The organism is Pseudomonas sp. 32_A (assembly GCF_017490905.1).
GTDB classification, from domain to species: domain Bacteria; phylum Pseudomonadota; class Gammaproteobacteria; order Pseudomonadales; family Pseudomonadaceae; genus Aquipseudomonas; species Aquipseudomonas inefficax.
Map to the genome: position 1 here is coordinate 1 of NZ_JAFGYI010000279.1, position 471 is coordinate 471.

The 471-nt window shown below is 45.6% G+C and carries 1 rRNA gene; it reads right to left on the reverse strand.

Going from position 1 to position 471, the window contains the following annotated elements:
- Nucleotides 1-277 (reverse strand): 23S ribosomal RNA (locus tag J5M58_RS26675); the annotation flags it as partial.
- Nucleotides 278-471: the final 194 nt, after the last annotated feature.

The window sequence follows — 471 nt, forward strand, 5'->3', positions numbered from 1 at the left end:
CAACTTAAGGGCTGGTCCCCGTTCGCTCGCCACTACTAAGGGAATCTCGGTTGATTTCTTTTCCTCAGGGTACTTAGATGTTTCAGTTCCCCTGGTTCGCCTCTTGCACCTATGTATTCAGTACAAGATACTCAGCTTATGCTGAGTGGGTTCCCCCATTCAGAGATCTCTGGATCACAGTCTGTTTGCCGACTCCCCAAAGCTTATCGCAGGCTACCACGTCTTTCATCGCCTCTGACTGCCAAGGCATCCACCGTATGCGCTTCTTCACTTGACCATATAACCCCAAGCAATCTGGTTATACTGTGAAGACGACATTCGCCGAAAATTCGCATGTTGCTCTTTCGAGCAGAACTCACAAATTTTACCTTAGCCTGATTAACCAGCAGTGAAACTGGTCATCAGTCTATATCTATCACATATCCGAATTTTTAAAGAACGATCTGACAAAAGTCAGAAATCAACATTCGA